Annotated in this window: 25 protein-coding genes and 1 tRNA gene; 12 read left to right on the top strand and 14 right to left on the bottom strand. The window is 66.6% G+C overall.

Annotated elements, in window-relative coordinates:
• Positions 1-56 precede the first annotated feature (56 nt).
• The 3 genes from KY496_RS22030 to KY496_RS22020 all read right to left on the bottom strand — a co-directional run bounded on the left by KY496_RS22030 (position 57) and on the right by KY496_RS22020 (position 3,734).
• Positions 57-1,592: a phospholipase D family protein gene (locus tag KY496_RS22030; protein ID WP_307729060.1), complete on the bottom strand. Its 1,536-nt coding sequence runs from the start codon at positions 1,590-1,592 to the stop codon at positions 57-59.
• A 3-nt stretch (positions 1,593-1,595) separates the two neighbouring features.
• Positions 1,596-2,372 (bottom strand): enoyl-CoA hydratase, encoded by a 777-nt coding sequence (locus tag KY496_RS22025; RefSeq protein WP_005671463.1) that lies wholly within the window; start codon positions 2,370-2,372, stop codon positions 1,596-1,598.
• 117 nt (positions 2,373-2,489) lie between these two features.
• On the bottom strand, positions 2,490-3,734 hold the full coding sequence (locus tag KY496_RS22020) for a murein transglycosylase A (protein ID WP_219862462.1): 1,245 nt from the start codon (positions 3,732-3,734) through the stop codon (positions 2,490-2,492).
• 19 nt (positions 3,735-3,753) lie between these two features.
• Here KY496_RS22020 and KY496_RS27320 point away from each other — a divergent pair, with 19 nt between their 5' ends.
• On the top strand, positions 3,754-3,882 hold the full coding sequence (locus KY496_RS27320) for a hypothetical protein (RefSeq protein WP_005671466.1): 129 nt from the start codon (positions 3,754-3,756) through the stop codon (positions 3,880-3,882).
• Here KY496_RS27320 and apaG read toward each other — a convergent pair whose 3' ends face one another.
• On the bottom strand, positions 3,883-4,257 hold the full coding sequence (gene apaG / locus KY496_RS22015) for a Co2+/Mg2+ efflux protein ApaG (protein ID WP_005671467.1): 375 nt from the start codon (positions 4,255-4,257) through the stop codon (positions 3,883-3,885). It lies immediately after the preceding gene.
• Between the two features lie 203 nt (positions 4,258-4,460).
• Here apaG and rpe point away from each other — a divergent pair, with 203 nt between their 5' ends.
• From rpe to KY496_RS21980, 7 genes are all read left to right on the top strand, one after another.
• Positions 4,461-5,132, top strand: a complete 672-nt coding sequence (gene rpe / locus KY496_RS22010) for a ribulose-phosphate 3-epimerase (protein WP_005671468.1) — start codon at positions 4,461-4,463, stop codon at positions 5,130-5,132.
• Positions 5,132-5,830, top strand: a complete 699-nt coding sequence (gph, locus tag KY496_RS22005; protein WP_005671469.1) for a phosphoglycolate phosphatase — start codon at positions 5,132-5,134, stop codon at positions 5,828-5,830. The genes rpe and gph overlap by 1 nt, the downstream gene beginning before the upstream one ends.
• 210 nt (positions 5,831-6,040) lie before the next feature.
• Positions 6,041-7,537 carry an anthranilate synthase component I gene (trpE, locus tag KY496_RS22000; protein WP_005671470.1) on the top strand — a complete coding sequence of 499 codons (1,497 nt, stop codon included), beginning with the start codon at positions 6,041-6,043 and terminating at the stop codon, positions 7,535-7,537.
• 1 nt (position 7,538) lies between these two features.
• Positions 7,539-8,102 (top strand): aminodeoxychorismate/anthranilate synthase component II, encoded by a 564-nt coding sequence (locus KY496_RS21995; RefSeq protein WP_005671471.1) that lies wholly within the window; start codon positions 7,539-7,541, stop codon positions 8,100-8,102.
• 116 nt (positions 8,103-8,218) lie between these two features.
• Positions 8,219-9,256, top strand: a complete 1,038-nt coding sequence (gene trpD / locus KY496_RS21990) for an anthranilate phosphoribosyltransferase (RefSeq protein ID WP_219862460.1) — start codon at positions 8,219-8,221, stop codon at positions 9,254-9,256.
• Positions 9,257-9,276: 20 nt separating this feature from the next.
• Positions 9,277-10,077: an indole-3-glycerol phosphate synthase TrpC gene (gene trpC / locus KY496_RS21985; protein ID WP_219862458.1), complete on the top strand. Its 801-nt coding sequence runs from the start codon at positions 9,277-9,279 to the stop codon at positions 10,075-10,077.
• A gap of 88 nt (positions 10,078-10,165) precedes the next feature.
• Positions 10,166-10,672, top strand: a complete 507-nt coding sequence (locus tag KY496_RS21980) for a TonB C-terminal domain-containing protein (protein ID WP_005671474.1) — start codon at positions 10,166-10,168, stop codon at positions 10,670-10,672.
• Between the two features lie 3 nt (positions 10,673-10,675).
• Here the strand turns inward: KY496_RS21980 and KY496_RS21975 are convergent, their stop codons facing one another.
• The 3 genes from KY496_RS21975 to KY496_RS21965 form a co-directional block, all read right to left on the bottom strand.
• Complete coding sequence (locus KY496_RS21975; RefSeq protein ID WP_071360506.1) at positions 10,676-11,107, bottom strand: MerC domain-containing protein; 432 nt, start codon at positions 11,105-11,107, stop codon at positions 10,676-10,678.
• Between the two features lie 68 nt (positions 11,108-11,175).
• Complete coding sequence (locus KY496_RS21970) at positions 11,176-13,161, bottom strand: TonB-dependent receptor (protein WP_219862456.1); 1,986 nt, start codon at positions 13,159-13,161, stop codon at positions 11,176-11,178.
• A gap of 174 nt (positions 13,162-13,335) precedes the next feature.
• Positions 13,336-15,441, bottom strand: coding sequence for a TonB-dependent receptor domain-containing protein (locus KY496_RS21965; protein WP_219862454.1), 2,106 nt, complete (start codon positions 15,439-15,441; stop codon positions 13,336-13,338).
• A gap of 162 nt (positions 15,442-15,603) precedes the next feature.
• Here KY496_RS21965 and KY496_RS21960 point away from each other — a divergent pair, with 162 nt between their 5' ends.
• Positions 15,604-15,984, top strand: coding sequence for a Fur family transcriptional regulator (locus KY496_RS21960; RefSeq protein WP_005671481.1), 381 nt, complete (start codon positions 15,604-15,606; stop codon positions 15,982-15,984).
• Between the two features lie 59 nt (positions 15,985-16,043).
• On the opposite strand, the gene KY496_RS21955 is transcribed toward KY496_RS21960, so the two are convergent.
• The 6 genes from KY496_RS21955 to KY496_RS21930 form a co-directional block, all read right to left on the bottom strand.
• Positions 16,044-17,369 (bottom strand): amidohydrolase, encoded by a 1,326-nt coding sequence (locus KY496_RS21955; RefSeq protein ID WP_219862452.1) that lies wholly within the window; start codon positions 17,367-17,369, stop codon positions 16,044-16,046.
• Positions 17,370-17,402: 33 nt separating this feature from the next.
• Positions 17,403-19,223 carry a M61 family metallopeptidase gene (locus KY496_RS21950; protein ID WP_219862451.1) on the bottom strand — a complete coding sequence of 607 codons (1,821 nt, stop codon included), beginning with the start codon at positions 19,221-19,223 and terminating at the stop codon, positions 17,403-17,405.
• A 102-nt stretch (positions 19,224-19,325) separates the two neighbouring features.
• Positions 19,326-19,904: a DUF2064 domain-containing protein gene (locus KY496_RS21945; protein WP_219862449.1), complete on the bottom strand. Its 579-nt coding sequence runs from the start codon at positions 19,902-19,904 to the stop codon at positions 19,326-19,328.
• A 4-nt stretch (positions 19,905-19,908) separates the two neighbouring features.
• Entirely contained in the window at positions 19,909-20,370 is a 462-nt protein-coding gene (locus tag KY496_RS21940; protein WP_005671489.1) for a (2Fe-2S)-binding protein, read from the bottom strand.
• 37 nt (positions 20,371-20,407) lie between these two features.
• Complete coding sequence (locus KY496_RS21935) at positions 20,408-21,142, bottom strand: DsbC family protein (protein ID WP_005671491.1); 735 nt, start codon at positions 21,140-21,142, stop codon at positions 20,408-20,410.
• A gap of 10 nt (positions 21,143-21,152) precedes the next feature.
• Positions 21,153-22,391 (bottom strand): FAD-dependent monooxygenase, encoded by a 1,239-nt coding sequence (locus tag KY496_RS21930; protein ID WP_071360514.1) that lies wholly within the window; start codon positions 22,389-22,391, stop codon positions 21,153-21,155.
• A gap of 152 nt (positions 22,392-22,543) precedes the next feature.
• On the opposite strand from KY496_RS21930, the gene KY496_RS21925 reads away from it, so the two are divergent.
• Both KY496_RS21925 and KY496_RS21920 read left to right on the top strand, forming a co-directional pair.
• Positions 22,544-22,619, top strand: a tRNA-Phe gene (locus KY496_RS21925).
• Positions 22,620-22,968: 349 nt separating this feature from the next.
• A complete protein-coding gene (locus KY496_RS21920; protein WP_071360515.1) occupies positions 22,969-23,313 on the top strand; it encodes a zinc ribbon domain-containing protein YjdM in 345 nt (114 codons plus the stop codon).
• A gap of 13 nt (positions 23,314-23,326) precedes the next feature.
• Here KY496_RS21920 and KY496_RS21915 read toward each other — a convergent pair whose 3' ends face one another.
• The gene (locus KY496_RS21915) at positions 23,327-24,202 is read right to left on the bottom strand and encodes a class I SAM-dependent methyltransferase (protein WP_005671498.1); all 876 of its coding nucleotides are present in this window, start codon (positions 24,200-24,202) and stop codon (positions 23,327-23,329) included.
• Between the two features lie 169 nt (positions 24,203-24,371).
• Between KY496_RS21915 and KY496_RS21910 the strand changes: the two genes are divergently transcribed.
• On the top strand, positions 24,372-26,252 hold the full coding sequence (locus KY496_RS21910) for a hypothetical protein (RefSeq protein WP_219862447.1): 1,881 nt from the start codon (positions 24,372-24,374) through the stop codon (positions 26,250-26,252).
• The last annotated feature ends 158 nt before the right edge of the window (positions 26,253-26,410 follow it).

Genomic DNA, 26,410 nt, shown 5'->3' with positions numbered 1-26,410 from the left:
AACTATAGCAAACCAACCGCCGGGTCCGCAAGAGGGCGGGAAAGAAAGTGTGGCGACTACAACAGCCAGTCGATCGGCAACCACGACAGCGCCTTCACCGCGGCCCGCTTGAACCAGCTCGTGCCGGGTTCCTTCTCATGCCGGATCACCTGGTCGCCGCGCCGTTCCAGCCAGATCACCGAACCACGATCGTCGAGCTTCACTTCATAGGCGCGCGTCGGCAGGGTCCGGTCCAGCGTTTCGGTCAGGCGCGCGGCCAGGGCCGGGCTGTCGATCACCATCCCCATTTCGGTATTCAGGTGAATGGAGCGCTGGTCGAAGTTGAACGAGCCGACGAAGACCCGCTTCCCGTCCACGCCGAAGGTCTTGGCATGCAGGCTGGCGTCCGAACTGCCGATCCCGCTGCCGCTGCCGCGCTTTTCCCGCGTGGGCTCGTCGGTCGCCTCCCTGCGCAGTTCATACAGTGTCACCCCCGACTCCAGCAGCGGCTTGCGCCACTTGGCATAGCCCGCGTGCACCGCCGCGACGTCGGTCGCCTCCAGTGAATTAGTCAGTATCCTGGTGCGGGTGCCTTTTTTGGCCAGATCGACGAAGGCCGCGGTTCCCTCTTTGCCGGGAACGAAGTACGGCGAGACGAGGTCCAGGCTGCGCTGCGGCTCTCCCAGGATGTCTCTCAGTTTGAAAGCGATGTTCGCTTCCGGCGCCGCCGTCCCCATGACCTTGGCCGGATCGTCGCTGACGAACCTGGCGCGCGCCCATTCCAGCGGCAAGCTCCCCTCTACCAGCTGCTCGAGGAAGGCGGAGCGCTTGATGGCTTCGATATAGGCCTGCGCCTCGGCGTCCGGTTTCAAGGCCGGTGCGGCGGCGGCGTCCGGCGCCAGCAGCACCAACGGATAAGCCGAGGGGCTGTTCCAGTACAGGTCGAAATCGTCCGACACGGCGCGCACGACCGGGCCGGCGGCAATGACGTCCAGATCGGCAAACGAGATCTCGCCCGCCGCGCCGAAATATTCGTCACCCACATTGCGTCCACCAATAATCGTGACCTGGTTATCGGCGGTGAACGATTTATTGTGCATGCGCCGGTTCAGGCGCATGAAATCGGCGGCCATGCCGACCGCCCGCACGGAGCGGATGCCGTTCGGGTTGAACAGCCGCACCTCGATCATCGGATGGGCGTCGAGCGCGGCCAGCGCTTCATCCAGCCCGGCCGTATTGTTATCGTCGAGCAGAAGCCGCACACGCACCCCGCGCTCGGCCGCAGCCCTGAGCGCGTCGAACATGAGCCTGCCGGTAGTGTCATTACGCCAGATATAGTACTGGACGTCCAGGCTGCGGTCGGCAGCCTGCGCCAGCACGGCGCGCGCGGCAAAGGCGTCGCGCCCGTCCGCAAGGGCGTGGATGCCTGCCAGGCCGGGATGGGCCATCGTCAGGGGCATCAACGCCTTGCCGAGACGGGTGTCGTCGGTGTCGGCGATAGCCGTGCTCGCCACCCTGCCCTCCAGTGGCGGCAGCGACGAGCAACTCGTCAGCGCCAGGGACAGCGCCAGCAGCGCCGCCGGGACCACCAGCCACACCCTGCGCGCGCCCATCGATTACAGTCCCTCGAAATCCGGCTTGCGTTTCTCGAGGAAGGCCGACATGCCTTCTTTCTGGGCAGGCGTGCCGAAACCGGCGTGGAAATAGCGGCGCTCGTAGGCCACGCCCTGGCGCAGGGTCGTCTCATACGCCTGGTTGACGCAATCCTTGATCTGCATCGCCACCGACACCGGCATCTCGGCGATGCCCTGGGCGATCTTGATCGCCTCACTCATCACCTCGGCCGCCGGATACACGCGCGACACCAGGCCGGTGCGCTCGGCCTCGACGGCGTCGATCATGCGCGTGGTAAGCAGCATGTCCATCGCCTTCGACTTGGAAATCGCGCGCGGCAGGCGCTGGGTGCCGCCGGCGCCCGGGGTGACGCCGACCTTGATCTCGGGCTGGCCGAATTTGGCGCTGTCGGCGGCAATCAGGAAATCGCACATCATCGCCAGCTCGCAGCCACCGCCCAGGCAATAGCCCGACACCACGCCGATCACCGGCTTGCGGATGTCGAGGATGTGCTCCCAGTTGCGGCCAATATAGTTATTGCCGTAGGTTTCCTGGTAATCGTAATTGGCCATGGCGGCGATATCGGCGCCTGCCGCGAACGCCTTCTCGCTGCCCGTCAGCACGATCACATTGATCGCCGGATCCTTGTCGAACTTGCGCAGGGCGTCGCCCAGCTCGTTCATCATATTGTCGTTCAGCGCATTCATCGCCTTGGGACGATTCAGGCGCACCACGGCAACCTTGCCGTGGTTTTCGATCAACAGGTCAGCATATTCCATATCACACCCTTTATTGGTTAGTCACGACTCTGCGATTCTAGCGCTTTACGTACGCGTCAAGTCGAGCGGGTTGTCGAGTCGCGAAGATACGCTGCGGAGTGGCTGACGGACGCGGCCTTAGCGGGCAGCATCCGATGCCACGCTCTTGGGCAGCAGCACCCACAACGAACCCTGCTGCTTCATCAGCCCCGCATTCTCCGTCGCTTCAGGCCCGAAGCCAAAGAAGAAATCGGCCCGCACCGCACCGCGGATGGCGCCGCCCACGTCCTGCCCCATTACCAGGCGCTGCAGCGGTGCGCCATCCCTGGGCATGGTGGTCGACAGCCAGACCGGCGCGCCCAGCGGCAGGATGCTGCGGTCGATCGCGATCGAGCGGCCCGGCGTGAGCGGCACGTTCAGCGCGCCGCGCGGACCGGCGTTCGGATCGGTCACCTTCTGCTCGGTAAAGAAGATATAACTGGCGTTCACGTTCAGCACTTCCTGGCGGCGCGCCGGATTGGCCGCAAGCCAGGCGCGGATCGACTGCGCCGATACCTGATCCGGCGTCATGATGCCCTGCTCCACGAACCAGCGCCCGATCGCTTTATATGGATGGCCATTCTGATCGGCATAGCCGACGCGCACCGTGTCGCCGCCATCGAGCTGCACGCGGCCCGAACCCTGCACCTCGAGGAAGAACGCCTCCACCGGATCGTTCACCCACAACAGTTCCCTGCCCTTCAGCGGCGCGCGGTCGATCTCGGCGCGGCTGTAATAGGGCACCAGCGTCTTGCCGGACAGCCGCCCACGCAGGCGCCGGTTCTGCAGGTCGGGATAAATGCCGCCCAGGTCGACCGTGACCAGGTCGTCCGGCACCCGGTACAGCGGAGTCTGGTAAGCGCCGCCGCGCTTGCGCGAGCCGTGCAGCATCGCCTCGTAGTAGCCGGTGATCATGCCGGTGTCGCTGCCGTCCGGATTGCGCACCTGGTTGGGCACGAAATACGTCTCGAAGAAGCGCCGCACCGCCGCCGCATCGCCGGCGTCGACCGAGCGCGCCGCGGCGCATGGCGTCTTCCACTCGGCCGCGCGCGTGGCCAGCACGCTGCACGACTGCTGGAAGGCCGGCCAGGCCTGGCGCACGTCGTCCTGCTGCCAGCCAGGCAGCGCCTCGAAACTCACCGGAGTGAGAGGCGGCGTCGGCGCCGGAGGCGGCTCGGGCGCCGGCGCCGGCTGTTCGGTGGGCGGCGTTGGCGGCACCACCACCGGTCCCACCGGCGGCGGCATCGTGATGGGCGGCTGCTCCGGCTGCGGCGTGGTCGAGCAGGCGCTCAGCAGGCAGACGAAGGCGATCAGGGAAGGTACACTGCGGCGTGTCGTATACATAACAGGCATGGAGACGAATATGTGGATCCTGATGGTGGAAGCCGGCGTGGCGCTGTTCCTGCTCGTATTTATCGTCTGGTGGACCATGTTCGCCGGCCGCAAGGACGTCGACCGCAAAGACGACGACAACAGCGACACCCGGCCCTGATCAGTGCAGCGAACGCGGCGGCGACAGCACGAATTCGGGGATCGGGGTCTCGAAGCGGTGGCCATCCTCGGCCACGCAGAAGTACTCGCCGCGCATCGAACCCTGGGCGGTGCCGAGCTGGGTGCCGCTGGTGTACTCGAACTGTTCGCCCGGCTGCAACAGCGGCTGGTGGCCGACCACGCCCAGCCCACGGACTTCCTGCATCTGGTTGTTGGCGTCAAGGATCACCCAATGGCGTGAGATGAGCTGGGCCGCGATGCTGCCGGTGTTCTTGATCGTGATGGCGTAGCTGAACACGAACTGGTTCCGGTCAGGGTCGGACTGCTCCGGCAGGTATTGCGTTCTGACGGTGACAGTGAAATCGTAGGCGGGCATCGGGTTTCCTTGGATGATCATTAACAAGGCCGCTGCGCTCTCTACGCGGCGGCCAGCGCGCCGTGTGGCGCAAACAGCAACAATGATACCGCCTGCGGCCCGATCCCGGCGCTGCAAGCGGGAAGAACGGGCCGCAAGCCGCCACCCCGGCGCTTGAGCGGCGTAGAATAGCGGCTTCTTGTTCAACCCCGCCCCATCGTCCCATGACCACCTACCGCATCGCCCCCAGCATCCTGTCCGCCGATTTCGCCCGCCTGGGCGAGGAAGTGCGCAACGTCGTCGCCGCCGGCGCCGACATCATCCACTTCGACGTGATGGACAACCACTACGTCCCGAACCTGACCATCGGCCCGCTGGTGTGCCAGGCGATCCGCCCCCATGTGGACGTGCCGATCGACGTGCACCTGATGGTCAAGCCGGTGGACCGCATCATCCCCGATTTCGCCAAGGCCGGCGCCAACATCATCACCTTCCACCCCGAGGCGTCGGAACACATCGACCGCACCCTGCAGCTGATCCGCGACCACGGCTGCAAGGCCGGCCTGGTGTTCAACCCGGCCACGCCGATGCACTACCTTGAACACGTGATGGACAAGATCGACATGATCCTGATCATGTCGGTCAACCCGGGCTTCGGCGGCCAGTCCTTCATCCCCGAAGCGCTGAAGAAGATCGCGATCGCGCGCCGCATGATCGATGAATCGGGCCGCGACATCATGCTGGAAGTCGATGGCGGCATCAAGGCCGAGAACATCGCCGCCGCCGCCGCCGCCGGCGCCGACACCTTCGTCGCCGGCTCGGCCATCTTCGGCAAGCCGGACTACAAGGCAGTGATCGACGCCATGCGCGCCGAACTGGCCACGGTAGGTAAATAATGCGGGCCGGCGCAGCAGCCATCCGGGCCGCCATCGTCGACCTCGACGGCACCATGCTCGACACGGTGCCCGACTTCGAGGCGGCCCTGAACGGCATGCGCCTAGACCTGGGCCTGGGCCCCATCACCCAGGCCGTCATCAAGCCGCTGGTCGGCAAGGGTTCCGAAAAGCTGGTGCGCGATGCGCTCCTGCTCGACTGGGACGCGGCGCGCGTGGAAGCGGTGTACGAAGAAGCGATCGCCGGCTACCAGCGTCACTACCTCGCCATCAATGGCGACCGCAGCACGCTGTTCGACGGCGTGCTCGAGGGCCTGCAGGCCATGCGCGACCTCGGCCTGCGCCTGGTGTGCGTGACCAACAAGCCCGTCGCTTTTACCCTGCCCCTGCTCGAGCAGAAAGGCCTGGCGCCCTACTTCGAGCAGGTGTTCGGCGGCGATTCGTTCGCGAAGAAGAAACCCGACCCGATGCCGATGCTTGGCGCCTGCGCCGCGCTCGACCTGCCGCCGGGCCAGGTGGTGGCGATCGGCGACTCGTCCAACGATGCCGAAAGCGCCCGTGGCGCGGGGTGCTTCGTGCTGACCGTCCCATATGGTTATAACCACGGACGCCCTGTACAAGAAATTCAATCCGATGGTATAGTTGATTCGCTTCTCGAAGCAGCGGCCCTGATCGCCGCACACAACCGCACTGCAAACTAAGTCATCTATACATGTTTTTCACCAAAAAACACACTGTCAACCAGACCGGCGCCCTCGAGGCCTGGCTGTGGCGACGCTGGCAATCCTGGGCTAACTAAGCCGTACCGATTGCTGCCGGCGCTTGTATCCGCGATAGTGTCCGCGATACCAACCCGGCAGGTTTTTTGAAGCACACCACCGCCCCACCTTGCCGGGCGGTCCGGAGAAAACATGACCGAACTCGAATTCAAATCGCTGGCCAACCAGGGCTATAACCGCATTCCATTGATCGCGGAAGCCTTCGCCGACCTCGAAACCCCGCTCACGCTCTACCTCAAGCTGGCCCAGTCGCAGCACACCGGCAAGAACACCTTCCTGCTGGAGTCGGTGGTGGGCGGCGAGCGCTTCGGCCGCTATTCCTTCATCGGCCTGCCGGCCCACACGCTGCTGCGCACCACCGGCAATCTCACCGAGATCGTCAAGAACGGCGAAGTAATCGAAACGCACGAGGGCAATCCGCTCGACTTCATCGAGCAGTATCAGGCGCGCTTCAAGGTGGCGCTGCGTCCCGGCCTGCCGCGCTTCTGCGGCGGCCTGGCCGGCTACTTCGGCTACGACACGGTGCGCCACATCGAGCGCAAGCTGGCCGACACCTGCCCGCGCGACGAACTGGGCCTGCCGGACATCCAGCTGATGGTCACCGAAGAGCTGGCCGTGATCGACAACCTGTCGGGCAAGCTGTACCTGATCGTGTACGCCGACCCGAGCCAGCCAGAGAGTTACTCGCGCGGCCGCCAGCGCCTGAAAGACCTGCGCATGATGCTGCGCCGGAGCGTCGACGCGCCGGTCACCTCGAGCTCGGTGCGGACCACCGAAGTGCGCGACTTCAGCAAAGAGGATTACCTCAAGGCCGTCGCGAAAGCCCACGAATACGTGATGGCCGGCGACCTGATGCAGGTGCAGATCGGCCAGCGCATCCGCAAGCCGTATGTCGATTCGCCGCTGTCGCTGTACCGCTCGCTGCGCTCGCTGAATCCGTCGCCGTACATGTACTACTACAACTTCGGCGACATGCAGATCGTCGGCGCCTCGCCCGAGATCCTGGTGCGCAACGAGCTGTCGCCGGAAGGCGGCCGCAAGGTCACCCTGCGCCCGATCGCCGGCACCCGGGGCCGCGGCGCGACGCCCGAGCAGGATGCGGCGCTGGCCGAAGAGCTGCTCAACGATCCAAAGGAAGTCGCCGAGCACGTGATGCTGATCGACCTGGCGCGCAACGACATCGGCCGCATCGCCGACACCGGCAGCGTCAAGGTCACCGACCGCATGGTCATCGAAAAATACTCGCACGTGCAGCACATCGTTTCCAACGTCGAAGGCAAGCTGAAAGACGGCATGTCGAACCTCGACGTGCTGCGCGCCACCTTCCCGGCCGGCACGCTCACCGGCGCGCCGAAGGTGCGGGCGATGGAAGTGATCGATGAGCTAGAACCCGTGAAGCGCGGCATCTACGGCGGCGCTTGCGGTTACCTGAGCTTCGGCGGCGAGATGGACGTGGCGATTGCGATCCGCACCGGCGTGATCAAGGACGGCAACCTGTACGTGCAGGCCGCGGCCGGCATCGTGGCCGATTCGATCCCCGAGATGGAATGGCAAGAGACCGAAAAGAAGGCGCGCGCCGTGCTGCGCGCCGCCGAGCAAGTGCAAGATGGCCTGGATGGGGAGTTCTGACATGCTGCTAATGATCGACAACTACGACTCGTTCACCTTCAACATCGTGCAGTACTTCGGCGAGCTGGGCGAGACTGTCCGCACCGTGCGCAACGACGAGATCACGCTCGAGCAGATCGCGGCAATGAAGCCGGACCGCATCTGCATCTCGCCGGGCCCGAAGGCGCCGAAGGATGCCGGCATCTCGCTCGACATCCTGCGCGAATTCAAGGGCAAGCTGCCGATCCTGGGCGTGTGCCTGGGCCACCAGGCGATCGGCGAAGCCTTCGGCGGCAAGGTGATCCGCGCCAAGCAGGTCATGCACGGCAAGACCTCGAGCATCGCCCACATCGGCGAAGGCGTGTTCACCGACCTGCCCAGCCCCTTTACCGTCATCCGCTACCACTCGCTGGCGATCGAACGTTCCTCGCTGCCGTCCTGCCTCGAAGTGACGGCATGGACCGACGACGGCGAGATCATGGGCGTGCGCCACAAGGACTACGACATCGAGGGCGTGCAGTTCCACCCCGAATCGATCCTGTCCGAGCACGGTCACGCCCTGTTCAAGAACTTCCTGACGCGCTGATGCACGTCATTCCCGCGAAGGCGGGAACCCAAGTTCGCTCTGCAGCCCTCTCCTTAGGTTCCCGCCTGCGCGGGAACGACGGCTCATCTGCTGGCTAACACCAAACTGGAACCATCATGCCGATCACCCCACAAGAAGCGCTGCTGCGCTGTATCGAACACCGCGAGATCTTCCACGACGAGATGCTGCATCTGTTCCGCCAGATCATGGCTGGCGAGATGTCGCCGACCATGGTCGCGGCCCTGACCATGGGCCTGCGGGTCAAGAAGGAAACCATCGGCGAGATCACCGCCGCCGCCCAGGTGATGCGCGAATTCTCGACCAAGGTGCCGATGGCCGACACCACCCACCTGCTCGACATCGTCGGCACCGGCGGCGACGGCGCCAACACCTTCAATATCTCGAGCGCCTCGATGTTCGTGGCCGCCGCCGCCGGCGCGCGCGTGGCCAAGCATGGCGGGCGCAGCGTCTCGTCCTCGTCCGGCAGCGCCGACGTGATCGAGGCCTTCGGCGCCCACATCGACCTGAAGCCCGAGCAGATCGCGCAGTCGATCGCCCAGACCGGCATCGGCTTCATGTTCGCGCCCAACCACCACGCGGCCATGAAGCACGTGGCGCCGGTGCGGCGCGAGCTGGGCGTGCGCAGCATCTTCAACATCCTCGGGCCGCTGACCAATCCGGCCGGCGCGCCCAACATCCTGATGGGCGTGTTCCACCCCGACCTGGTCGGCATCCAGGTGCGCGTGCTGCAGCGCCTCGGCGCCGAGCATGCGGTGGTGGTCTGGGGCCGCGACAATATGGACGAGGTCTCGCTCGGCGCCGGCACCCTGGTCGGCGAACTGGTGAACGGCGATATCCGCGAATACGAGATCCACCCGGAAGACTTCGGCCTCTCGATGATCTCGAGCCGCAACCTCAAGGTGAACAATGCCGAAGAGTCGAAGGCGCGCGTGCTGGAAGCGCTGCGCGGCGAGCCGGGTCCGGCGCACGACATCGTGGCCCTGAATGCCGGCACCGCGCTGTACGCGGCCGGCGTGACCGGCTCGATCGAAGCCGGCCTGCAGAAGGCGCGCGAAGCGATCGCTTCCGGCGCGGCCATCGCCAAGCTGGAGCAGTTCGTCCAGGTCACGCGCCAGCTCGGCGCGGTCAACTAAATCCACCTGCGAGTACATCGATGTCCGACATCCTCAACAAGATCCTGGCCGTGAAGGCTGACGAAGTGGCCGCCGCGCGCAAGGTGCGCGACCTGGCCAGCCTGCGCAGCGAGGCCGAAGGCGATCGCGAAGCGCGCGCCGCCATCCGCGGTTTCGAAGCCAGCCTGCGCGCGAAGATCGCGGCGGGCCAGGCCGGCGTGATCGCCGAAGTCAAGAAAGCCTCGCCGTCGAAAGGCGTGCTGCGTCCCGACTTCCAGCCGGCCGCGATCGCGCAAAGCTATGCCGAACATGGCGCGGCCTGCCTGTCGGTGCTGACCGACGTCCAGTTCTTCCAGGGCTCGTTTGAGTACCTGAAGCAGGCGCGCGCCGCCTGCGCGCTGCCGGTGCTGCGCAAGGACTTCATGGTCGACCACTACCAGGTCTATGAAGCGCGCGCGATGGGCGCCGATGCGATCCTGTTGATCGTGGCGGCGCTCGACCACGGCCTGATGGCCGAACTCGAAGCCTGCGCCATGGACCTCGGCATGGACGTGCTGGTCGAAGTGCACGACGGCGAGGAGCTCGATGCCGCGCTCAAGCTCAAGACGCCGCTGCTGGGCATCAACAACCGCAACCTGCGCACCTTCGACGTCACCCTCGACACCACGCTCGGCCTGCTGCCGCGCATCCCGAAGGACCGCCTGGTGGTGACCGAGTCGGGCATCCTGGGCGCCGGCGACGTGCAGCGCATGCGCGAAGCCGACGTCCACGCCTTCCTGGTCGGCGAAGCCTTCATGCGTGCGGAAAATCCTGGCCAGGAACTGCAGCGCCTGTTTGCCTAGCCGTTAATGGCAGAGGAACTCCGGATGCACGGATGGGTCGAATGGTTACGCCAATACCGGCGCAACCTGCGACTGTCCTGCATCCGCCATGAAGACTCCTCATCGCAGCACGCTGTTCCTCGTTCTTGCATCGATCGTGCTCGCGGCCCTGGCGGCCTGCAGCACCTCGACACAGGCGCCAGCCCCACCGCCCCAGGCTGAAGCGGTCACGATTGCGCTGACACCCATCCCCGCCCCACCCCCAACGCGCACGCTCGACGCCTATAAAGCCGACGTCGCGCGCCACGTCATGCAGCGCAATCCAGAAAGAGTGTTCGAGGGAGAATTGCCGCCCATGCTGCCGGCGGTGGTGGTGCTGAACATCACGGTCGACCGCGCCGGCCAGCTCCTTGAGGTCCAGGTGCAGCGCTCGCGCGACCAGGGCGCCTCCGAGGTCGCGCTGGCCTCGCTGCGCCGCAGCGGTCCGCTGCCGCCACCCGATGGCCTCGGGCCGGCGCATGCCGACCTGATGACGTTTTCCGAGACCTTCCTGTTTGGCGAGCGTTACCGCTTCCAGCTGCGCACGCTGGCGGGGCCGCAGCGCGCAGGTTTATAAAAGTTAGTGAGGATGGCAGGATGCCGGCGCTGGATGGGCGGCGTCCTGTGCGCGGGCGCCGCAACGCTTGCAATGACGGCGGTTGCGCAGGTGCGCATACAGCAGCATGAAGCCGCTGATGACGGCGAATACCGCTTCGGCGGTTTCGCCGAACAGCGGGCTGACGACGAACACGGCGCCCAAAAAGATCGCCAGGCCGGCGCAGCCGACCAGCAAGGTGGTCTTGTCGCGGTGCTTCAGGTAGCCGGGCACCAGCGCCAGCAAGACCGGCAAGGTGATCGCCGCGATCAGCGTGTCGTGGAAGGTGTCATGCACGTGGGCCAGCCCGAGCATCGGAAACGCCAGGATCACGAGCGGCATCGCCATGCAGTGCAGCAGGCACAGGATCGATGCCGCCATGCCGGCGACATCGCCGTATTTGATCAGGGATTTCATGAACCCTTGTTCCTTTCTTTAGAACCGGGCCGCCAGAAGCGTCCGCGGCGCCGGTGGATTGGGTCCGGTCAGAACAGCACGCGCAGGCCGGCCGTCAGGTTACGACCGGTCAGCGGTGCATAGTCCTTGATGAACGAGGTGTGGCTATAGGCCAGGCGGTCGGTCACATTGTTCAGGCGCAGGTACAGCTGCGCCGGCAGGTTGCCGATGCGGGTCGAATAGTGCGTGCTGAGATTCAGCGTGGTGTAGCCGGGCGTCTCGGTCTCGAAATCGGCGATCCTGTCCTGCTTGCCCACGCGGACCAGCTCGGCCAGGCCGTTCCAGGCGCCCCAGTCGCCTTCGAGCTTGACGCCGATGCGGTGCGCCGGCGTGCGCGGGATGTCGCGGCTGCCCGGGCCTTCGTCGAAGCGGGCGCGCACGTAGTCGCCGAACAGGGTGGTCTTCCACACCGACGACAGGTTGTGCGCGACTTCGCCTTCCAGGCCGGTGAAGGTGGCGTCACGCTGGGCGTAGTTGATCAGTTGCAGGCCTTCGAACTCGCCGCGCGTCTGCGAATAGATGTAGTCGCCGATGCGGTTGTGGAAAGCACTGAGCGCAAAGGTCGTGCGGCCGGCGAACTTGCGCAGGGTCAGGTCGAGGTTGTTCGACGTTTCCTTGACCAGGTTCGGGTTGCCGATCTCATAGGTATTGGTCGCCAGGTGCGGGCCGTCCGCGAACAATTCCTCGGCGGTCGGCAGGCGGTGCGTGTGCGACAGCGAGGTGCCCAGCGAGTATTCCGGCGCGAACTTCCAGACCGCACCGACCGACAGCGAGGTGCCGCGCGTGTGGCTGTCGGGCTTGTCCACCTCGGCTTCGACGTCCTGCCATTCGTGGCGCACGGCGGCCTCGAAACGCACATTGCCCAGCTTGTATTCCTCGGTCAGGAAGGCCGCATGCTTCTTCGTCAGGGTCGGCGGCACATAGGCCTCGGCGCCGATGGCCGAGAAATCGCGGCGCGTGGTCTGCAGGCCGAACACGCCATGCCAGCCTTTCACCGGCGCATGCACGAATTCCAGGCGGCCGTCGTGGCCCTTGTTCTTGAAGGTGGTGGCGACCGCGCTGCCCTCGACCTCGTCGTGGATGTAGTCGGTGAACGAGGCGCGCAGCCGCACGCGCTCGACGCCGGCGACCGGATTGCGGTATTCGCCGCGCACGTCCCAGCGTTCGCTATCGAGATCCACCACCGGCGCCTCGATCTCGCCCGCCTCGTTCTCGAAGCCGTGGCCCGGCAGGCCATATTCGCCGCGCTCCTTGGTGAAGGCGGCGCCCAGGTAGCCGTCCTTGCCGACCCAGGACAGGCCGACGGTGCCGGTCTCGGTCTCCTTGTAGCTGCCTGGGACGCGGCGCCCGCCTTCCCAGTCCTTGCCGACGCGGTAGTCGTCGGCATCGCGCTTGACGCCTTCCACGTGCAGGGCCACGTTGCTGCCCGCGGCGGTGGTCAATTCGACCGCGCCGGTCTTTTCGCGCGCCGCCGAATTGGCGCGCACCTCAAGGCTGCCTTCCAGGCCGTTCGCCGGCATCGCGGTCGGCACCTTGCGGTCGATGATGTTCACCACGCCGCCGACGGCGCCGCCGCCATAGGCCAGGGCCGACGGGCCGCGCAGCACTTCGATGCGCTCGGCCAGGACAGGTTCAAACGCGACGGCGTGGTCGGGGCTGATGGTGGACGCGTCCTGGATCTCGGAACCGTCGGACAGGATCTTCACGCGCGGGCCGTCCATGCCGCGAATGATCGGACGGCTGGCGCCGGCGCCGAAGTGGCTCGAGGTAATGCCCGGCATGGCGGACAGCGTCTCGCCCAGGGTCGACTGGCGGGTGCGCACCAGCTCATTGCCGCCGATCGACGTCACCGGCGTGACCATGTCGTCGCTGGCCACGCCGAGTCCGCTGGCGGATACAACGACGGTCGCCGGGGCGGCGGTCGATTGCGCTTGGGCGGTGGCGGCCAGTGGGCCGCCAAGGGCCAGTACGCAAGCCAGTGCGAGCGGCGTGCGCTTGCCGGTGAAGTCAGTCATGGGAATCCTTGGTCGTCGAAATGCGCCGTGGTGGCAATGATGCACCATAAGCGAAATCTAATGATAACTCATTATCGTTAAGGATTCAACGCAGCGCAGCAATTGCGCGCGGCAAAAAAAACCGGCGCAGGCGAACCTCGCCCTGCGCCGGCCGGTATGTCTCGACGCAAGGCGTCAGAAGATCACGCGAATGCCCGCCGTCAGGTTACGCCCGGTGAGCGGCGCCGCGTTCTTGATGAACGAGGTGTGGCTGTAGGCCAGTTCGTCGGTCAGGTTGTTCAGGCGCGCATAGAACTGGGTCGGCACGCCGCCAATGCGGGTCGAGTAGTGGGCGCCGACGTTGAGCATATTGTAGCCGGCGGTCTCGGTCTCGTACTCGGCCAGCTTGTCTTGCTTGCCCACGCGGTAGAACTCGACCATGCCATGCCACTGATTCCAGTCGCCGTCGAACTTGACGCCCAGGCGCGAGGCCGGGATGCGCGGCAGGTTGCGGCTGCCCTCGCCCTCGTCGAAACGGGCGCGCACGTAGTCGCCGAACACGGTCGCGCTGATAGATGGAGTCAGCTTCTGGCGGATCTCGCCTTCCAGGCCGGTGAAGGTGGCGTCGCGCTGGGCGTATTCCACCAGCTGGAAGCCTTCGTGGTTGTCCAGCGTGTGCGCGTAGATGTAGTTGTCGACGCGGTTATGGAAGGCGCTCACCGAGAAGGTGGTGTCGCCTTCGAACTTGCGCAGGGTGAGGTCGACGTTGTTCGAGGTTTCCTTTTCCAGGTCCTGGTTGCCGATTTCATAGGTGGCGGTGGCCAGGTGCACGCCGTCGGCGTACAGTTCTTCGGCGGTCGGCAGGCGGTGGCTGCGCGACAGCGAGGCGCGCAGCGAGTATTGCGGCGCCAGCTTCCACACGGCACCGACCGAGGCCGAGGTGCCGCGCGCGTCGGTGTCGCGCAGATCGGGCGCATCGACCTTGATGTCCTGCCATTCGTGGCGCAGGCCGGCCTCGAAGCGCCAGTTATCGAGCTTGTATTCCTCGGTCAGGAAGGCGGCGTGCTTCTTGGTGAGGGTCGGCGGCACATAGGCTTCCTCGCCGACGGCCGAGAAGTCGCGGCGCGTGGTCTGCAGGCCGAACACGCCGCGCCAGCCGGCCAGCGGCGCATGCACCGCCTCCAGGCGGACGTCGTGGCCCTTGTTGCGGAACGAGGTCGAGACGACGTTCTCTTCCAGCTCGTCGTGGACGTAGTCGGTAAACGAGGCGCGCATGCGCACGCGCTCGACGCCGGCCACCGGGTTGCGGTACTCGCCGCGGACGTCCCAGCGCTCGCTGTCGAGTTTCACGATCGGCACGCCGTGCTCGTGCTCATGCTCGTGGTCGTGCTCTTCCTCGCCGTGTTCGTCATGGTCGTGGCCCTCTTCTTCTTCGTGGCCGCCGCAGTGAAGGTGCGAGCCATGCGGGTGGCAGCCCTCGAACTCATGGTTGTGGCCCGGGATGCCGTATTCGGTGCGTTCCTTGGTGAAGGCGGCGCCGAGATAGCCGTTCTTGCCGATCCACGACAGGCCGACGGTGCCGGTCTCGGTCTCCTTGTAGCTGCCCAGGACGTGGCGGCCTTCGCTCCAGTCCTTGCCGACGCGGTAATCGTCGGCGTCGCGCTTGACGCCTTCCAGGTGCAGGGCCAGGTTGCTGCCGGCGGCGGTCGTGAATTCGAAGGCGCCGGTCTTTTCGCGCGCCGCCGAATTGGCGCGCACTTCGGCACTGCCTTCCAGGCCCTTCTCGGGCATCGCGGTCGGAATCTTGCGGTCGAGGATGTTCACCACGCCGCCCACCGCGCCGCCGCCGTAGGCTAGGGCCGACGGGCCGCGCAGCACTTCGATGCGCTCGGCCAGGACAGGCTCAAAAGCGACGGCGTGGTCGGGGCTGATGGTCGAGGCGTCCTGGATCTCGGCGCCGTCGGACAGGATCTTCACGCGCGGACCGTCCATGCCGCGGATCACCGGACGGCTGGCGCCGGCGCCGAAGTGGCTCGAGGTGATGCCGGGCTGGTGGGCCAGGGTCTCGCCCAGGGTCGACTCGCGGGCGCGCACCAGTTCACCGCCGCCGAGCGAGGTCACCGGGGTGATCATGTCGTCGTCCACCACGCCGAGGGCGCTGGCGGACACGACCACGGTCGGCACGCTGTCCGGATCCGACGCCGTGCGGCTGGTCGTCTGGGCATGGACGGCCAGGGGCGCGCCGAAGGCCAGCATCAGCGCCAGGGTCAGCGGTGTGCGCTTGCAAGTGAAATGGGACATGGTGTTTCCTCGAAAGAAATGGAGCGGCAGATAAAGATGAGGCCGATAACGATAATTCGTTATCATTAACAATGAAATGATAAGGCATTATCATTAAGCATTCAACCGCTTTTTGGTCCCGCCTTTTGATCAAGGTATGCGCTTTGAGGTATCCTTCGCCCCATGCAACGTAATACACGTCAAAAAACCGCCATCCTGCATGCGATCGAGCATGCGCAGCGCCCGCTGTCGCCGCAAGAGATCCTGGATGAAGCCAGCCGTCAGGTCAGCCAGCTGGGCATGGCGACCGTGTACCGCAACCTGAAGTCGCTGGTGGACGACGGCGCGCTCAAGGTCGTCACCCTGCCGGGCGAAGGCGCGCGCTACGAATCGACCAGCGCCGCCGAACACCACCACCACCATTTCCAGTGCACCGTCTGCCAGCGTGTGTTCGACGTGCACGCCTGCCCCGGCGACATCGAGCACATGGCGCCGAAGGGCTTCAGCGTCGAAAGCCACGAGCTGACGCTATACGGGCGCTGCGCCGACTGCCTCAAGTCCTGATCCAGAAATAAAAACGGCCGGCGCGCAAGCGACCGGCCGTTTTCACATGGCTTGGCTGTTTATTTTCCGAGCACGTTCAGCACGGCCAGGGTCATGGCCTGGGCGCCGGTCTTGATCGACGGTTCCGGCACCGGCGCGTAGAACGGCGAGTGGTTGAAGGCGATCGGCTTGCCGCCCTCGCGCTCCGCTTCGGCCACCACCTTCGGGTCGTACACGCCGGTGAAGAAGAACATCGACGGCACGCCTTCGTTGGCGTACAGCGAAAAGTCTTCGCTGGCGGTCATGGCCGGCATGCGCTTGGCCTTGTCCGCGCCGAAGGCTTCCTTGAACACCACCTCGGTCTTGTTCACCAGTTCGGTGCTGTTGACGATGGCCTGGCCGCCGCCGCCGATCAGCATGTCGGGCTTGGGCGCGCCGGCCATCGCGGCCGAACCCTCGGCCACGCGGCGCACGCCTTCGAGCAGCTTGGCGCGCACTTGTGGGCTGTACGAGCGGATGGTGCCGCGCACCTGCACGCTGTCCGGGATGATGTTGCCGACCGTGCCGCCCTGGATCGAACCGACCGTCACCACGCCGAATTCCTTCGGATCCTTCTCGCGGCTGACCACGGTCTGGACGTCGACCACGAAACGCGCCGCGATCGCCACCGGATCGATGGTCTTGTCGGGCGCCGAGCCGTGGCCGCCGCGGCCTTTGAAGGTGATCTCGAGCCAGTCCGAGTTGGACGACACCGGGCCGTCGTTGAAGCCCACGGTGCCATGGGCCAGCGGCCACGAATGCAGGGCGAAGGCGTAGTCCGGCTTCGGGAAGCGCTTGAACAGGCCGTCGTCCAGCATGGCCTTGGCGCCGGCGACGATTTCCTCGGCCGGCTGGCCGATGAAGACCAGGGTGCCCTTCCACTGCGATTTCAGTTCGACCAGGGTGCGCGCCGTGCCCAGCCAGCTGGCCATGTGGACGTCGTGGCCGCAGCTGTGCATCACGAAGGTGTCGCGGCCTTCGCTGGTGGCGCGGGCGCGGCTCGCGTACGGCAGGCCGGTGCGCTCTTCCATCGGCAGGCCGTCCATGTCGGTGCGCACCAGGACCGTCGGGCCGGCGCCATTCTTGAGCACCGCGACGATGCCGGTCTTGCCGACCTTCTCGGTGACGGTGAAGCCGAGCTTGCGCATCTCGGCCGCCAGCTTGCCGGCGGTGCGCACTTCCTGGAAGGCGATCTCGGGATGGGCGTGCAGGTCTTTATAAATCCCGTCGAGCCACGGATACATGGCGTCGACCTTGGCGACGACGTCGTTCTTGAGCGGGGCGGCCTGCTGGGCCTGGGCGAGGTTTGAGGACAGTGCGAGTGCGGCGGAAACCGCGGCGGCGGCGGCGAGTCGGGTGAAGGTCATGGGATGCTTGTCGTTATGGTGAATTCGTGAAAATCAGATTGCGCTCGGCCGCTTGATCGCCGCCGACTTGCGCCCGGCCACGGCCTGGGCCAGGCTGATGCCCGGCACGCGGTCGCCCTGCAGGGTGACGTCGAAGGCCATCAGCTCGTCGCGGCGGAAGGCGTGCACGGTGACGCGGTCGCCGACGCGGTAGCGCGCCAGCAGCGCGTCGACGTTGGGGGCGGCGCCGTTCACGCGCAGGCCGTCGATCGCGATCACGACGTCCAGCGCCGACAGGCCGGCCTGGTGCGCGGCGCCGCCCTCGTGCACCTGGGTGAGCTTGGCGCCGAGCGGATCGCGGCCGATGCCGGCGTCCAGCGAGGCCTTGCCGCCCTTGCGCTCGTCGACCAGCTTCACGCCCAGCGGCGCGTACAGCTTGGCCAGCGGCAGGTCTTCGGTCCCGCGCACGTAGCGCTCGAACATGTTCTTGAGTTTGAGGCCGCTTATCTCGTCGAACAGCGCTTCGACTTCCTGTTCCGTCACCCCGCGGCCGGCGCCGTTGTAGAAGTCGCGCCCATAGCGCTCCCACAGCGCCAGCATGATGTCGTCCAGCGATTTCGCGCCGCCGGTCTTGGCGCGGATGGTCAGGTCGAAGGCCAGCGCGATCAGCGAACCCTTGGTGTAGTAGCTGATGATCGCGTTCGGCGAATTCTCGTCCTGGCGGTAGTACTTGCTCCAGGCGTCGAAGCTCGAATCGGCCACGCTCTGCTTGAGGCGCCCGCTGCCGCGCAGCACGCCGCCGATGGTCTTGGCCTGCAGCTTGAAATACGTGGCTTCGCCGATGATCCCGGCGCGCACCAGCATCAGGTCGTCGTAGTAGCTGGTGAAGCCTTCGAACAGCCACAGGAGCGGCGTGTAGTTCTCGGCCTGCAGGTCGTAAGGGGCGAAGGCGGCCGGCTTGATGCGCTTGACATTCCAGGTGTGGAAATACTCGTGACTGCACAGGCCCAGGAAGCGCAGATAGCCTTCGCCCGGCTCGGCCGCCTTCGGCGTGGCCAGGCTCGGCAAGTCGGCGCGCGCGCAGATCAGGGCGGTCGAGGCGCGGTGTTCGAGGCCGCCGTAGCCATCGCCCACGGCCATGGTCATGAACACGTAGCGCTCGAGCGGCGCGCGCTTCGTCTTCGGCTCGAAGAACGCGATCTGGGTCTCGCAGATCGCCTTCAGGTCGGCCTGCAGGCGCGCCATGTCGAGGTTGGGCACGCGGCCGGTGATCACGATGTCGTGCGGGATGCCATGGGCCTTGAAGGTGGCCAGCTCGAAGTCGCCCATCTCGACCGGATGGTCGATCAGTTCGTCGTAGTTGGCGCAGGCGTAAACGCCGAAGCCGTAGCGCTTGGCGCCTGCTTCGGGCATCGCGGTGGCCACGCGCCAGGCCTTGGCGGCCGGATCGGCGGGGCGCTGGATGTCGACCTGGTGGACCAGCGACTCCTGTCCGAGCACGCGCAGGAACACGCTGGTGCCGTTGAAGAAGCCGTGGGTCTGGTCGAGATGGGCGGCGCGCACCGACAGGTCCCAGGCATACACCTCGTAGTGCAGGGTCAGGGGGCCGGTGGTGGGCGCGGCGCGCCAGGAGTGTTTATCGAGCTTGGTGAGCGCGAGCGGCTGGCCGCCGCTGTCGGCGCGGATGCGCACGATATTGCGCGCGAATTCGCGGATCATGTAGCTGCCCGGGATCCAGGCCGGCAGCGCGAACGTCTGGCCGTCGGGATCGGGATTGGCGACCGTGACGGTGACGTTGAACAGGTGACCGGCCAGGTCCTTGGGAACGATGGTGTAGTGAATGGCGTTCTGCTTTTTCTGCGATGGCTTTTTCATGATCTTCTTGAATGGTCTCTCGGGACGCGCCGAATGGACATAGTGTAATCCATCGGGCGCAGCCAAACGCGCGCCATGCGAGGCGGATGGGCGGCGCGCGGGCTAGGCCGGCAGGTCGGAGGGGGAGTCGATGTCGCGCAGGATGCCGGAATCAAGCACGTCGATCGCGGCGACCGGGCTGCCGGCAAGCAGGCGCCGCGCGCCCTGGTCGCCGTCCAGCGCCAGCAGGTCGTCGCGGTGCCGGGCGCCGAAGGCGACCGGATTGCCGCGCCGCCCCCCGAACAGGGGCGCGGCGATGGCGGCGCCCTCCTCGATCGCGGCGGCCAGCGCCTGCAGGGTGGATGGGGCGACAAAGGGCATGTCGCCCAGCGCCACCAGCCAGCCCTGGCCGGGAGCATCGAGGGAATGACGGATCGCATGCGCCAGCGACAGGCCCATGCCGCCGTCGGCATCCGGGCACACCGTCACCTCGCAGCCGAGCTGGCGCAACACGTCCCCCACGCCGCCGTCATCCGGCGGCGCCACCGCCACCACGCGCGGGAACACGGCCAGCAGCGTGCGCGCGCTGGCGGCGACCACCAGTTCGCCGCCGGGCAGGCGCTGCAGCAGCTTGTTGCGCTGGCCGGCCGGGTCGAAGCGGCGGCCCCGTCCCGCGGCCAGCAGGATGCCGGTCAGCGCCATGGCTTCACGCCTCCAATGCCGCGGCGGCATCCTTGATCGCCGCGCGGATCCGCTGATAGGTGCCGCAGCGGCACAGATTGCCGCTCATGGCGTTGTCGATGTCGGCGTCCAGCGGACGCCGGTTGGCGCGCAGCAGCGCGACGGCGCTCATCACCTGGCCGCTCTGGCAGTAGCCGCATTGCGGCACGTCGTGGCGCACCCAGGCGTCCTGGACCGCCTTGCCGACCGGATCGTCCTGCATCGCTTCGATGGTGGTGATCGCCTGGCCCGCGACCGCCGCGATCGGGGTGATGCAGGCGCGGATCGGGGCGCCGTCCAGGTGCACGGTGCAGGCGCCGCACAGGGCCGCGCCGCAGCCGAACTTGGTGCCGGTCAGGTTCAGGTTGTCGCGCAGCGCCCACAGCACGGGCGTGGCGGGGTCGGCGTCGACTTGCAGGTCTCTGCCGTTGATGTTCAAGGTCAGCATGAACGCTCCTGGACGACAACCATGGCCGGCGGCTGCCTTATTTCGCCGGCTTCGCTTCCAGCGAATCGAACTTGGCTTCGAGCGACTTCAGGTCGATCGCGCCCGGGATGCGGGTGCCGTCGCTGAAGAAGATGGCCGGCGTGCCGGTGATGCGCAGCTTCTGGCCGAGCGCCAGCACCTTGTCGTTCGGCGATTCGCAGGCCGCCGGCGCCGCCGGCGGCACCTTGCCGTTGATCATCCAGTCATCCCAGGCCTTGTTGCGGTTCGGCGCGCACCAGATGTTCTTCGACTTCGTGAACGAATCCTGGGACAGGATGTTGTACATGAAGGTGTAGATGGTGACGTTGTCGATCTCGGCGAGCGTCGTCTGGCGCAGGCGCTTGCAGTAGCCGCAGTTCGGGTCCTCGAACACCGCGATCACGCGCTTGCCGTTGCCCTTGACCTGCTTGAGCGCCATCTCGAGCGGCAGGTCGCTGAACTTGATCTTGTTGATGTCGTCGATGCGTTCGCGCGTCAGGTTGCGCGAACTCTTGACGTCATACACCTGGCCGATCACGAGGAACTCGCCCTTCTTGTCGGTATACAGGATGTCGCCCGCGACCCGTACCTCGTACAGGCCGCCATACGGGGTCTCCTTGACCGACTCGATCTTGGCGCCGCCCAGGTGCGGTTCGAGCGCCTTCTTGATGTTTGCCTCGACCGTGTTCTGCGCATCGACGCACGATGCGAGCAGCGCCGTCGCCAGCAGGACGGCGAGCTTCATTTTGACCATGCTTGGTTCCTCAGATTGATGACTTGCCCATCGCATGCGCCATCAGGCGCCGCTTCAAAGCAGGCATTTTATCAAGCAAGTTGAGTCCAAGATTGCGCATGACGCGTACCGGCTCCAGATTGGCCCCGAACAGGCGCTCCAGGCCATCGGTCGCCAGTTGCATCATGACCACGTCTTCCTTGCGCTTGCGGGCATAGCGCGCCAGCACCCGTTCGTCGCCGATGGCGCGCCGCTCCTCGCGCTCGCGCACGGCGGCGAGCAGGTCGACCACGTCGCCGAACCCCAGGTTCATGCCATGCCCGGCCAGCGGGTGCACGGCGTGGGCGGCGTCGCCCACCAGCGCCACGCGCGGCGCCACGATCGCATGCGGCTTGACCAGCGCCAGCGGCACCGCCGCCACGGCCTCGGGTTGCAGCGGACGCAGGGCGCCCAGCTTGTCGTCGGCGTACTCGCCGAGCCGGATCGCCAGTTCGCCCAGCGACTCGTCCATCAGGGTGTCGGCCAGGGTCTCGGGCGCCGACCACACCAGCGAGACGCGGTTGCCCGGCAGCGGCAGCAAGGCGATGATGCCGTCGGCGCAGGTGAACCACTGATGGGCCACGCCATGGTGCGGCTTGTCGCAGGCGAAGTTGGTGACGATGGCGCGCTGGTGGTACATGCGGTAGTCGACGCCGATGTCGCACTGCCCGCGGACCCAGGATTCGCGGCCGTCGGCCCCGACCAGCAGCGCGCATTCGATGCGGCGGCCGTCTTCCAGGCGCAGCGCGGCGCCCTCGTCGCTGCAGGTGAGCTCGCAGGCCCGGCCTTCGATGCGCTGCACGTTGTGGGCGAACTTGAGCGCGGCATCCAGCGCCCCGTTCAGGTTATGGTCTTCGACGATCCAGGCCAGGGTGCCGACCCGGGCCCCGAAGGCGTCGAAACCGAGGTTGCCGCCGTTGTCGCCATCGCCATGCACGTCCATGGCGTCGACCGCGGCGACCCGCGCCAGGTCGAGGGCGCCCCAGACCTTGAGCGAAGCCAGCAGGTCGTGGGCCGTATGGTTGAGCGCATAGACACGCACGTCCCATGGACGTTCCGCGGCCGAAGCCGATGCTGACGACGGCGCCTCGGCCCCGGGACGCGCGGGCGGAGACAGCAGGGTCACGCGATGCCCGGCCTGGGCAAAGCCGAGGGCGGTGGTCTTGGCGATGGCGCCATTGCCGACGATGCAAACATCGGTCCGGGTGGTGGAGGTCGTGGGCGTGGTCATGGTGCTCATTATAGCGATATGCCAACCCCGCACCTCGCCGGCGTTGCCATGCCTGGACGGCGGCGCCGGGACCGATCTGCCGCCTGACACAGATAAAGCGTTCGAGAGCACTTGCGCAACTGAAAATCGCTGGCTATAATCATGCCTCTCTTGGCCTGGTAGCTCAGTTGGTAGAGCAGAGGATTGAAAATCCTTGTGTCGGTGGTTCGATTCCGCCCCGGGCCACCAAGAATAGCGAAAAAACGCCAACCTTCACCGGTTGGCGTTTTTTTTCGCGCCTGCGATCGCCATGGCCGAGGATCGTGTCCTGCCGGGAAAGCACCCTGCCGGGAAAGCGCCCGGAAGCGCTCAGGCGGGTGGCGCAAGGGGCAACCTGCGTGTTTCCTTCTGGTATCATGCGTGCTGACTGATGGTTGTCGGCGCCGGAGTGATATCGGAGCCGCCCCGCGCGGCTACCGCATGCGATACGCTGCGGCCATGCCGCGCCTTGTCCGATGGCGCGCAGCCGGTCCGGCGGCGTCCGACCAGCCTCCCTATTGCGGCCCTCCCGGGCCAGCGTTGATATTTCAAGGTTCACATGCACACCCTTCCTCCCTGCCCCCAATGCCAATCCGCCTATACCTATGAAGATGGCGGCGGCCAATATGTGTGCCCGGAATGCGCCCATGAGTGGCCGGTCCAGGCGGCCGCCGCGGCGGCCGAGAGCGTGCGCGTCTACAAAGATGCTTCAGGCAATATCCTCCAGGATGGCGACACCGTCACCGTGATCAAGGACCTCAAGCCGAAGGGTTCGGGCGGCGTGATCAAGCAAGGCACCAAGGTCAAGAATATCCGCCTGGTCGATGCCGACCACGACATCGACTGCAAGATCGACGGCTTCGGCGCCATGAGCCTCAAGACGGAATTCGTGCGCAAGGTGTAAGCACGCCCGGCGCCTAGTGCAGCGAACCCGCCGCTTCGCGGGTCAGCACGATCTCGAGGTATTCGGCCGGCGCCACCATCGAATCCGGCCCGGCCGTGTTGAAACGGTCGATCAGGGCCAGCAGGTCTTGCTCGAGCGCGTCGGCGGCGGACGGCGCAAGGGCGGCGAACGCCCGGTTCAGCGGTCCGTAGTAATCGCGGAACACATGCACCCAGTGCGTGGGCGACGCGTAGCGGAAGTTGAACATCCTGCGCGTGATGCGCGCCTGGAGCGCGTCGGCGCCGAACAGCTGGCGCACATGATCTTCATTTCCCCACAGTAGCGGCGACGCCAGCCCGGGCGGCGGCGCGATGTGCTTGCCGACCGCCTTGAACAGCTGGCCGATGAAGCCCTCGGGCGTCCAGTTCGCCATGCCGATGCGTCCGCCGGGCCGCACCACGCGCCGGATCTCGGCGGCGGCGCGCGCCTGGTCGGGCGCGAACATCACGCCGAAGGTGGACAAGGCCACGTCAAAACTGGCGTCCGGGAACGGCAGCGCCTCGGCGTCCGCTTCGCGAAAGTCGATCGCCAGGCCTTCGGCGGCGGCGCGCGCCCGCCCCTTCTCGAGTAGCGCCGGCACGTAGTCGGTGGACGTGACGCGGGCGAAGCGGCGCGCCGCGGCCAGCGTGGCGTTGCCGTTGCCGGCGGCGACGTCGAGCACGCGCTCGCCGGCGCGCACGTCGGTGGCCTCGGCCAGCAGTTCGCCGACGATCTGCAGCGTGACGCCGACGACGGCGAAGTCGCCGCTGGCCCAGGTGGCCTGCTGGCGCTGCTTGATCGCGGCCAGGTCGGGACCGGCGGCGCCCGGACCCGCTTGGGGCGACGGCGAGGGTTGGACTGGCTGAGTCATGATCCATCTCCTTGAGCTGGCAGTTTTCGATATGACTGGCCGCGCCACCCATGGTTCGACGCTACACCTTGCGCCTTCTCAATCCTGAGGTGGGAAATCAGCCCGCCGCTGCGACTCCAAGGACAAGCCAGGCACCGCAGACACGGCGCCGCCTCGGAGGATTCCCATCATGAAACCGCGCCTTGTTCCGCGTGGCATTGCCGCCGCAATCGTCATCCTTGCCATCGCCGTCATCGGCGCAGTGGCGCTCGCCGCCATGCCGTCGCTCTGGTCGGGCCGCGGCACGGCCAATACCGGTTTCGACCCGCTGTTCGCCGGGGCCGCCGGCGCCACCTGCGCGCCGGTGCGCGCCGGTGCGCCGCCCCTGCTGGCCCACCTGGTGCAGGCGCAGGCCCAGACCCAGGCCCAGACCGAAACCCGCCCCTTCGCGGCGGGCCAGCAGGCGCCGGCCAGGCCGGGCGCCAAGCCCGCGGACAAGCCGGGCAAGGCCGCGCCGCCGCCCCTGTACGACAACCTGGGCAAGCTGCACGTGCCGATCACCACCGCCAGCAAGCGCGCCCAGGCCTATTTCGACCAGGGCATCCGCCTGACCTTCGCCTTCAACCATGCCGAAGCGGCGCGCGCCTTCCGCGCCGCGCAAGACGCCGACCCGGACTGCGCCATGTGCTACTGGGGCGAGGCGCTGGTGCTGGGCCCGAACATCAACGCCCCCATGTTCCCCGAGGCCGTGGCGCCGGCGGTGGCCGCCGCGGCCGAGGCGAGCCGCCTGGCGCCGCGCACCCGCCCCGAAGAGCAGGCCGTGATCCGCGCCGTGGCGCGCCGCTACAGCCTTGACGCCGGCGCCGACCGCGCCGCGCTCGACAAGGCCTATGCCGATGCCATGGCCGAGGCGGCGCGCGACTTCCCGACCCACGACACCATCCAGGTGCTGTTCGCCGAATCGCTGATGGACCTATCGCCCTGGGACTACTGGGCGGCCGGCGGCGCCCGGCCCAAGAACCGCACGGCCGAGCTGGTCGCCGCGCTCGAGAAAGTATTGGCGCGCAACCCGACGCATGCCGGGGCCGCCCACTACTACATCCACGCGATGGAAGCCTCGGCCCGGCCCGAGAAAGCCCTGCCCGCCGCGCGCGTGCTGGCGAGCCAGATCCCCGGCGCCGGCCATATCGTGCACATGCCCTCGCACATCTATTACCGGCTGGGCATGTACCGCGACGCGCTGCGCGCGAATGTCCTGGCGGTCGCCACCGACGAACGCTACTTCGCCGACGCGGCCAGCGATCCCGTCTACCGCGGCGCCTACTACCCGCACAATATCCACTTCGTGATGGTGTCGGCCCTGATGGGTGGCGACGGTCGCACGGCGCTCGAAGCCGCGGGCAAGCTCGACAAGGTGATCACGCCCGAGCTCCTGACAGCCATCGGCGCGCTGCAGCCGGTCAAGTCGGCGCCTTACTTCGCCCATGTCCAGTTCAGCGATGCGGACACCCTGCTCGCGCTGCCCGACCCGGGTCCGCAGTTCGTGCTCGTGCAGGCGATGTGGCATTACGCGCGCGCCGTCGGCCACGCGCGCAAGGGCGACTTCGAGGCGGCCGCACGCGAAGTCGCCGCCCTCGACAAGATCGAGAAGAACGGCGACTTCAAGGCGGTGAACGACTGGAATATTCCCGGCCGCGAGATCGTCCAGACCGCCCGCTCGGTGGCCCAGGCCAGGATCGCCGATGCGCGCGGCGACCTGCCGCGTGCGGTCAACGCCTACCGCAGTGCGATCGCGGTGCAAGATTCGCTGCCCTATATGGAGCCGCCCTACTGGTATTACCCGGTGCGCCAGTCGCTCGGCGTGGCGCTCCTGCGCAGCGGACAGCCGGACGCCGCCGAAAAGGTCTTCCGCGACTCGCTGGCACGCACCCCAAGCAATGGCTGGGCATTGCGCGGGCTGATGGAGGTGTACCGCAAGCGTGGCGACGAAACCGCGCTCGCGGCCGTGCAAAAGCAGTTCGCGACCACCTGGCTTGGCAAGCCGGACGGGCCGGCACTGTCCGCACTCTAGACCTTTGGCATGCCCGCTTGCGCGGCCTGGTCAAGCCTTGCCGAGCGTCGCGCGCCCGCGCCGGATGTCGGCGGCAACGACGGCTTCCTGTCGGTCGTCCTCACCCATGGCGCATGCTGTATCCACCATGGCGCTGGGCATGCCGCTGTCATGCGGCG

The sequence above is a fragment of the Massilia sp. NP310 genome (assembly GCF_019443485.1).
In the GTDB taxonomy this organism is placed as follows: Bacteria; Pseudomonadota; Gammaproteobacteria; order Burkholderiales; family Burkholderiaceae_D; genus Telluria; species Telluria timonae.
Note: the sequence above shows the minus strand (reverse complement) of the source record. Positions and strands in the feature narration are given on the sequence as shown.

Excerpts from the sequence above, each read along its gene's own strand:
- KY496_RS21975 (WP_071360506.1), bottom strand. The coding sequence starts at position 11,107 with ATGAAATCCCTGATCAAATACGGCGATGTCGCCGGCATGGCGGCATCG.
- KY496_RS21995 (WP_005671471.1), top strand. The coding sequence starts at position 7,539 with ATGCTGCTAATGATCGACAACTACGACTCGTTCACCTTCAACATCGTG.
- KY496_RS21920 (WP_071360515.1), top strand. The coding sequence starts at position 22,969 with ATGCACACCCTTCCTCCCTGCCCCCAATGCCAATCCGCCTATACCTAT.
- KY496_RS21945 (WP_219862449.1), bottom strand. The coding sequence starts at position 19,904 with ATGGCGCTGACCGGCATCCTGCTGGCCGCGGGACGGGGCCGCCGCTTC.
- KY496_RS21965 (WP_219862454.1), bottom strand. The coding sequence starts at position 15,441 with ATGTCCCATTTCACTTGCAAGCGCACACCGCTGACCCTGGCGCTGATG.
- KY496_RS21935 (WP_005671491.1), bottom strand. The coding sequence starts at position 21,142 with ATGGTCAAAATGAAGCTCGCCGTCCTGCTGGCGACGGCGCTGCTCGCA.
- KY496_RS21940 (WP_005671489.1), bottom strand. The coding sequence starts at position 20,370 with ATGCTGACCTTGAACATCAACGGCAGAGACCTGCAAGTCGACGCCGAC.
- KY496_RS22020 (WP_219862462.1), bottom strand. The coding sequence starts at position 3,734 with ATGTATACGACACGCCGCAGTGTACCTTCCCTGATCGCCTTCGTCTGC.
- KY496_RS21910 (WP_219862447.1), top strand. The coding sequence starts at position 24,372 with ATGAAACCGCGCCTTGTTCCGCGTGGCATTGCCGCCGCAATCGTCATC.
- KY496_RS27320 (WP_005671466.1), top strand. The coding sequence starts at position 3,754 with ATGTGGATCCTGATGGTGGAAGCCGGCGTGGCGCTGTTCCTGCTCGTA.
- rpe (WP_005671468.1), top strand. The coding sequence starts at position 4,461 with ATGACCACCTACCGCATCGCCCCCAGCATCCTGTCCGCCGATTTCGCC.
- KY496_RS22030 (WP_307729060.1), bottom strand. The coding sequence starts at position 1,592 with ATGGGCGCGCGCAGGGTGTGGCTGGTGGTCCCGGCGGCGCTGCTGGCG.
- KY496_RS21950 (WP_219862451.1), bottom strand. The coding sequence starts at position 19,223 with ATGAAAAAGCCATCGCAGAAAAAGCAGAACGCCATTCACTACACCATC.
- KY496_RS21980 (WP_005671474.1), top strand. The coding sequence starts at position 10,166 with ATGAAGACTCCTCATCGCAGCACGCTGTTCCTCGTTCTTGCATCGATC.
- KY496_RS22025 (WP_005671463.1), bottom strand. The coding sequence starts at position 2,372 with ATGGAATATGCTGACCTGTTGATCGAAAACCACGGCAAGGTTGCCGTG.
- KY496_RS21955 (WP_219862452.1), bottom strand. The coding sequence starts at position 17,369 with ATGACCTTCACCCGACTCGCCGCCGCCGCCGCGGTTTCCGCCGCACTC.
- trpC (WP_219862458.1), top strand. The coding sequence starts at position 9,277 with ATGTCCGACATCCTCAACAAGATCCTGGCCGTGAAGGCTGACGAAGTG.
- trpE (WP_005671470.1), top strand. The coding sequence starts at position 6,041 with ATGACCGAACTCGAATTCAAATCGCTGGCCAACCAGGGCTATAACCGC.
- KY496_RS21915 (WP_005671498.1), bottom strand. The coding sequence starts at position 24,202 with ATGACTCAGCCAGTCCAACCCTCGCCGTCGCCCCAAGCGGGTCCGGGC.
- KY496_RS21970 (WP_219862456.1), bottom strand. The coding sequence starts at position 13,161 with ATGACTGACTTCACCGGCAAGCGCACGCCGCTCGCACTGGCTTGCGTA.
- gph (WP_005671469.1), top strand. The coding sequence starts at position 5,132 with ATGCGGGCCGGCGCAGCAGCCATCCGGGCCGCCATCGTCGACCTCGAC.
- KY496_RS21930 (WP_071360514.1), bottom strand. The coding sequence starts at position 22,391 with ATGACCACGCCCACGACCTCCACCACCCGGACCGATGTTTGCATCGTC.
- apaG (WP_005671467.1), bottom strand. The coding sequence starts at position 4,257 with ATGCCCGCCTACGATTTCACTGTCACCGTCAGAACGCAATACCTGCCG.
- trpD (WP_219862460.1), top strand. The coding sequence starts at position 8,219 with ATGCCGATCACCCCACAAGAAGCGCTGCTGCGCTGTATCGAACACCGC.
- KY496_RS21960 (WP_005671481.1), top strand. The coding sequence starts at position 15,604 with ATGCAACGTAATACACGTCAAAAAACCGCCATCCTGCATGCGATCGAG.